7 protein-coding genes (1 of these 7 only partly in view) are annotated in these 7,500 nt (G+C 28.4%); all 7 read right to left on the bottom strand.

What is annotated here, in order from left to right:
• On the bottom strand, window positions 1–1,145 hold the 5' portion of the coding sequence (gene gyrA, locus psyc5s11_RS00035) for a DNA gyrase subunit A (RefSeq protein ID WP_224035661.1). Its footprint begins 1,378 nt before the window's first position; only the first 1,145 of its 2,523 coding nucleotides appear in the window; its start codon is at window positions 1,143–1,145; the stop codon falls past the left edge of the window.
• 23 nt (window positions 1,146–1,168) lie between these two features.
• Window positions 1,169–3,076 (bottom strand): DNA topoisomerase (ATP-hydrolyzing) subunit B, encoded by a 1,908-nt coding sequence (gene gyrB, locus psyc5s11_RS00030; RefSeq protein ID WP_224035660.1) that lies wholly within the window; start codon window positions 3,074–3,076, stop codon window positions 1,169–1,171.
• A 50-nt stretch (window positions 3,077–3,126) separates the two neighbouring features.
• Window positions 3,127–3,387: an extracellular matrix regulator RemB gene (gene remB / locus psyc5s11_RS00025; RefSeq protein ID WP_224035659.1), complete on the bottom strand. Its 261-nt coding sequence runs from the start codon at window positions 3,385–3,387 to the stop codon at window positions 3,127–3,129.
• Window positions 3,388–3,401: 14 nt separating this feature from the next.
• Window positions 3,402–4,484 carry a DNA replication/repair protein RecF gene (recF, locus tag psyc5s11_RS00020; RefSeq protein WP_224035658.1) on the bottom strand — a complete coding sequence of 361 codons (1,083 nt, stop codon included), beginning with the start codon at window positions 4,482–4,484 and terminating at the stop codon, window positions 3,402–3,404.
• 69 nt (window positions 4,485–4,553) lie between these two features.
• A complete protein-coding gene (locus psyc5s11_RS00015; RefSeq protein ID WP_224035657.1) occupies window positions 4,554–4,760 on the bottom strand; it encodes an RNA-binding S4 domain-containing protein in 207 nt (68 codons plus the stop codon).
• Window positions 4,761–4,795: 35 nt separating this feature from the next.
• Window positions 4,796–5,896, bottom strand: coding sequence for a DNA polymerase III subunit beta (gene dnaN, locus psyc5s11_RS00010; RefSeq protein ID WP_224035656.1), 1,101 nt, complete (start codon window positions 5,894–5,896; stop codon window positions 4,796–4,798).
• A 260-nt stretch (window positions 5,897–6,156) separates the two neighbouring features.
• Window positions 6,157–7,500, bottom strand: coding sequence for a chromosomal replication initiator protein DnaA (gene dnaA, locus psyc5s11_RS00005; RefSeq protein WP_224035655.1), 1,344 nt, complete (start codon window positions 7,498–7,500; stop codon window positions 6,157–6,159).

The following is a 7,500-nucleotide window of genomic DNA, read 5'->3' as shown; positions in this document are numbered from 1 at the left end:
TTTAGACCTTCTAATATATGTGCTCTAGCTTCAGCTTTATTTAAATCAAATATAGTTCTTCTTGTTATTACTTCCTTTTGAAACTCTATATAATATTCTAATATTTGTTTCAAATTTAAAACCTTTGGTTGATTGTTAACTAATGCTAACATAATAACCCCAAACGTATCTTGAAGTTTTGTGTGCTTATACAACAAGTTTAATACTATATTAGGATTAGCATCCCGTTTTAATTCAATTACAATTCTCATACCGTCTCTATCTGATTCGTCTCTCAAATCAGATATTCCAGTAATCTTCTTATCCTTTACTAAGTCAGCAATATTTTCTATAAGTTTTGATTTATTTACTTGATATGGTATCTCAGTAAAAATTATTTTGTTTCTTCCATTTTCCTCTTCAAATTCAGCCTTTGCTCTTACAACTATTTTTCCTCTTCCTGTTTCATATGCTGCTCTTATTCCAGCTTTACCCATTATAGTTGCTCCAGTTGGAAAATCAGGACCTTTAATTTTAGTCATAAGATCTAATACTGTAACATCAGGATTATCAATAAGCATTATTGTACCATCTATTATTTCACCTAAATTATGTGGTGGAATATTAGTTGCCATTCCAACAGCAATTCCTGATGAACCATTAACTAAAAGATTTGGGTATCTAGCTGGCAATACTACTGGTTCTTGTTCTTCTCCATCAAAATTAGGCATAAAATCAACTGTATTCTTGTTAATATCTCTTAACATTTCAACAGCAATTTTATTCATTTTTGATTCTGTATATCTCATTGCAGCTGCTCCATCACCGTCAACAGAGCCAAAATTTCCATGACCATCAACTAACATATATCTCATTGAAAAATCTTGAGCCATTCTTACTAATGCATCATAAACAGAACTATCTCCATGTGGATGATACTTACCTAAAACGTCTCCGACTATTCTTGCACATTTTCTATATCCTTTTTCTGGATATAACCCTAGTTCTTGCATAGAAAATAGTATTCTTCTATGTACTGGCTTTAAGCCATCTCTTACATCTGGCAATGCACGACCAACTATAACACTCATTGCATAGTCTATATAGCACTTTTTCATTTCATCCTTAATATCTACCTCTTTAACTTTTCCTTGATTAAAATCCATGTATTTCACCTCATAATTTAGCTTTAAATATCTAAATTGACAACATTCTTAGCATTTTGTTCTATAAATTCTCTTCTTGGTTCAACTTTTTCGCCCATTAAAATTGTAAATATTTCATCAGCAAGCATTGCTTCCTCAATATTTACCTTTAATAATATTCTATTCTCGGGATCCATTGTTGTTTCCCATAGTTGACTTGCATTCATTTCACCAAGACCTTTGTATCTTTGTATATCAGTAGAATTATCTTTTCCACCAATCTCTTGTAATACCTTTTCTAGTTCAGCATCCGAATAAGTATATATGTCTCTTTTACCTTTGCTAATCTTATATAATGGTGGTTGTGCAATAAACACATGCCCATCTTCTATTAGTTCTTTCATGTATCTATAAAAGAATGTTAACAATAATGTTCTTATGTGAGCACCATCAACATCGGCATCTGTCATAAGTATAATTCTATTATATCTAAGCTTTTCAACATCAAAATCTTTTCCTATTCCTCCACCAAATGCAGTAATCATATTTCTTATTGAATCTGAATTTAATATTCTATCTAATCTTTGTTTTTCAACATTTAGTATTTTACCTCTTAATGGTAAAATAGCTTGGAATTTTCTATTTCTTCCTTGTTTTGCAGATCCACCCGCTGAATCACCTTCGACTATATAAATTTCACATTCTTTAGGATCCTTTGAAGAACAATCTGCTAATTTCCCAGGTAATGCAGATCTCTCTAATACTGATTTTCTTGTTAATTCTCTTGCTTTTCTAGCTGCATCTCTAGCTCTAGCTGCCATTAAAGCCTTATCTATTATTATCCTACCCATATTAGGATTTTCCTCTAAGAACATACCTATGTTTTCTCCCACAAATGAATCAACAATTCCCCGAACTTCACTATTTCCTAGCTTTGTCTTAGTTTGCCCTTCAAACTGTGGTTCTTCAATCTTAATAGATATTACAGCTGTAAGACCTTCTCTTACATCATCACCAGTAAAATTTTTATCATTTTCTTTTATATATCCAAATCTCTTAGCATAATCATTGAATACTCTAGTTAATGCTGTTTTAAATCCAACTAAGTGTGTTCCACCCTCAACTGTATCTATATTATTGGCAAATGAAAAAATATTTTCGGTATATCCATCATTATACTGCAATGCTATTTCAACAGATATATTGTCTTTTATCCCCTCTATATACATTGGCTCTTCATGAAGAGATACTTTATTTCTATTTAAGTAACTTACAAATGATTTAATTCCACCTTCATAGTGAAATACTTCTTCTTTTTCTGTTCTTTTATCTATTAACTTTATATAAATACCTTTGTTTAAAAATGCTAGTTCTCTTAACCTTTGAGCTAAAATTTCAAAATCAAATATTATCTCTTCAAATATTTCTGAATCTGGTTTAAAATATACCTTTGTACCAGTTTCATCACTGTCACCTATTATCTTAAGATCCTCAACAACTTTACCTCTTCTATAATCTTGTTGCCAAATGTGACCTTCCCTTTTTACTGTAACAGTACATTCTTCTGAAAGAGCATTAACTACAGATGCACCAACTCCATGTAATCCACCTGAAACTTTATATCCTCCACCACCGAATTTTCCTCCAGCATGTAGTATTGTCATTATAACTTCAACGCTTGATTTTCCCATTTTAGCATTTATGCCTACCGGTATACCTCTACCATTATCATATGCTGTAATTGAATTATCTTCGTTAATATAAATTTCTATCTTATCACAATAACCAGCTAATGCCTCGTCAATACTATTATCAACTATTTCATAAACTAAATGATGAAGACCTCTTGAACTTGTACTTCCAATATACATACCTGGTCTTTTTCTTACTGCTTCTAATCCTTCAAGAACTTGTATCTGATTTTCATCATATTCTCTATTATTTTGTTCCAAATCAGAATCCTCCTAAACTTTATAAATATTAAAATTTTCACTTTTTTTAATTACGAACTATAATCTATATCAGTTCTTTTTGTTAATGTTGTTGATGATATTGGTGAAAGATATACTTTACTTTTATTATTAACTTCCGCTATTATAAAAGATTTTGGTTGTTCTTCTGTAATTCTTTGCACAAATCCATCTTCTTCTGCTAATCTTAAAAATTGTATTGTATCAGAACTATACATTGTATTTTGTAAATCGAATATTCCAATAATGTCTTTAATAGGAACTACAACATTTTCACCTAAATGCAAAAACACTAAATATTCCTCCTTCAATTTAAAATTTGTCCATTCGATACATTAAATATCTTAGCTTTACTATCTAAATAATCTTCTAAATCATCAATTCCTGTGCATGTAATTACTGTCTGTATATCTTTGATTGTACTCAATATGTATCTTTTTCTACTTAGATCAAGTTCTGAAAGAACATCGTCTAATAATAAAACAGGATACTCTCCAGTAATTTCTTTAATAATTTTTAGAGATGAAAACTTCATAGTTAAAATTGCTGTCCTTTGCTGTCCTTGAGAACCAAATATCTTAGTATCTATATCATTAATAAAAATATTAAAGTCATCTCTGTGTGGTCCTACTGAAGTTAATCCTCTTTCTCTATCTCTCAAAATATTGTCTTGCAATTTCCTTAAATAATTACGTTTATAATCATTTAAATTAACAGCACTATTATATTTAAACTCAATTTTTTCTTTACCAGATGTTATTTCATTGTGGATTACATTTCCATAAAAGTTTATTCTATCTATATATTCTAACCGTTTTGAGATAATATAATCAGCATATTCAATTAATTGTATATCATATACTTCTAACACATCCGAATTGAAATTTCTACTTTTTAATAGAATATTCCTTTCATTTAGGACTTTATTATATTGAACTAAATTAAAGTAATATTTTGAATTTACTTGAGATAATTCCATATCTAGCAATCTTCTTCTTAAGTTAGGAGCTTCCTTAATAACTTTTAAGTCTTCTGGTGAAAACATAACCACATTGAATGTTCCAAATAGTTCTCCTATTTTTTTTACTTTAATATTATTTACTTTAATAGCCTTTTTTCCATCTCTTAAAATATTTATATCTATTTTTTTATCTAGTCTACTTTTTGCAATAAATAAGCTTATATAAGCCATATCCTTATTCCAACTTATTAATTCTTTATCTTTTGAAGTTCTATGTGACTTTGCAAAGGCACCATAGTAAATTGATTCAACGATATTAGTTTTACCTTGAGCATTATCTCCTATAAATACATTTACATTTTTACCTAATTCTATTGTTAATTTTTCATAATTTCTATAATTAATCAACATCATATTTTTAATATACATAAAAAATACACCTATAATAATTATATCATAGTTATTATATAACAGTTTACTTTATTATTAATAACTACGCTATACTATTTCAAAATCTGAATCTTTGAAATTTACAATATCTCCAACTTTTAATTTTTTTCCTCGTTGAATGCAAATTTCATTATTAACTTTCACTAATCCATCTTGTATGTAAAGTTTAGCTTCCGAACCTGAACTAACAATAGCAGCCCACTTTAGAAAAGCATCTAATTTTATAATTTCAGTATTAATTTTTATTTTATTCATTTTATTGCATAAATATTAAAATAATATTTATCCTCCTATCTCATTAATCTAACTGGTAAAACCAGATATTTAGCATTTTCATTATTTTTTTCTTCAATTACGCATGGACTTATCCCTGAAGTCATTTTCATAATAACTTCATCATCCTCCACATTCTTAAGTACATCTAACAGATATTTTGAATTAAATGCAATTTGTATACCCTCGCCTTGCAATTTAGTTGAAATTTCTTCTCGTACTTTTCCCAATTGAGAATTGGATGTTATTATTAAATTATCTTGCTGGAAATCTAACTTTATTAAATTAGTATTCCCGTCTTTAGCCATTAAAGATGCTCTTTCTATGGCATTTTGTAATTCTTGTCTATTAATATTAACTAATAATTTATGCTCTTGTGGTAATAATGAATTATAATTTATAAATTTACCTTCTAGTAATCTAGATATTATCTTTGTTTTTTCTAAATTAAATAATATATGATTATTAGTAAATGTTATATCTACAATATCATCAACATCTTCTAATATTTTAGATACTTCATTTAAAGTTTTACCTGGTATAACAACTTCCATATCAATATCCGTATCTAAAAATTCATTTCTAATAGCTAATCTGTATCCATCAAGAGCAACTAAATTTAAGTTTTTGCTTTTTACTTCGAATAAGATTCCTTGAAGAATTGGTCTAGTTTCATCTTGAGCAATTGCAAAAGATGTTCCTTTAATCATGTTTTTTAATATATTTTGATTTACTGATATCTTTAAGTTTTCATTAATTTGAGGTAACTCTGGGAATTCAGTTGTATTCATATAAACTACATCAAATACAGATTTTGCACAAGTTATTTTTATTATTTGATTTTCAAGAGTCTCTATTTTTATAGTTGCGTTAGGTAATTTTCTTATTATTTCTCCAAATATTTTTGCATCAATAACTATATTCCCTTCTTCTATAATTGTAGCATCAACAGATGTTTGAATACTAAGATCCATATCTGAACCTATAAGTGTTAATGTAGACTTATTTGTATTGATATATATTCCTTCAAGTATAGGCAGTGTTGATTTACCTGTTATAGCTTTTTGAACTATTGAGATGCCTTCTAATATTTTTTGTTTTTCACATGTAAAAATCATTTAAAACCCTCCTTATTTATTAACAGGCGCAATAAAGACAATAACAAAGATAGATATATATTTTTATAGTAATAGTAGTAGTAGGGGCTGTGGATTTGTTAACAACCATCTTAAGTTAAGTAATATCAACAAAATTGTATTAAAAAATCTTGTTGATAAGTAGGTAACAAATCATAGAGGTTATCCACATTGTTAGATATTATATCACTATAAAAATATTATCCACAGGTTATTATCTAATTACTATATACAGCTGTGGATTAATTTTGAGTTAGCTTTTTAGTAAGATCAGCAACAGTCTGTTGCAATGAATCATCCATTTTCAGATTATCGGATATTTTTTCATAAGCATGTATAACTGTAGTATGGTCTCTTCCGCCAAATTCTTCTCCAATTTTAGGTAAGGACATATCTGTTAATTTTCTGCTTAAATACATTGCAATTTGCCTTGGATAAACAACATTTCTAGTTCGCCTTTGAGACTTTAAATCTTCTATACGTAAATTAAAGTAGCTAGAAACTACATCTTGTATGATATCAATAGTGACATGTTTTCCTTGTTTTTTAGATATAATGTCTTTTAATGCTTCTGTAGCTAGATCTACAGTAACTTCTCGATTAGTGAGTGAAGAATAAGCAATTATTCTTATTAAAGCGCCTTCAAGTTCTCTTATATTAGATTTAATTTTAGTGGCAATATATCCCATAACATCATTAGCTACATTTAAGTTTTCAACATCAGCTTTCTTTTTCAAAATGGCCATCCTAGTTTCGAAATCTGGAACTTGAATATCTGCGATTAAGCCCCACTCAAATCTTGAACGTAATCTATCTTCTAATGTTGGAATTTCTTTTGGTGGTCTATCTGATGATAATATAATTTGTTTATTTGCATCATGCAATTCATTAAATGTATGGAAGAACTCTTCTTGAGTACGTTCTTTTCCAGCAATAAATTGTATATCATCTATAAGTAATATATCGACATTTCTATATTTATTTCTAAATTCTTCATTTTTATCATCCTTAATTGCATTAATTAATTCATTAGTGAATTTTTCAGAGGAAACATATACTACTTTGGCACTTGGATTGCTTTCTAAAATATAATGACCTATAGCATGCATTAAGTGGGTTTTTCCAAGTCCAACACCTCCATATATAAATAGAGGATTATAGGCTTTTGCAGGTGATTCTGCAACAGCTAGAGATGCAGCATGAGCAAATCTGTTACTATTACCTATTACAAAAGATTTAAATGTATATTTGGGATTTAATGTTGAAGACATTTCATCATTAACTATAATTGACTTTGATATTTCAGGAAGATTACTTTTATCATTATCATAACCATCCGACATTATAATAAATTCAATCTTATATAGTTTTGAACAAACTGCTTTTATAGAATTTACAACTAAATCTTTATAGCGTTTATCTAAAATATCTTGAGTAAATGAATTTGGAACGCTTATCTTTATAGTATCAGAAGAGATAGACATAGGTTCGCAGCTTTTAATCCAAGTATTAAAGCTAACTTCACTTAGCTCGCTTTTTATAATATCTAGGGTTTTATCCCATAAATTTTTGAGATCGGCATCCAT

The sequence above is a fragment of the Clostridium gelidum genome (assembly GCF_019977655.1).
Lineage (GTDB): Bacteria > Bacillota > Clostridia > Clostridiales > Clostridiaceae > Clostridium > Clostridium gelidum.
Note: the sequence above shows the minus strand (reverse complement) of the source record. Positions and strands in the feature narration are given on the sequence as shown.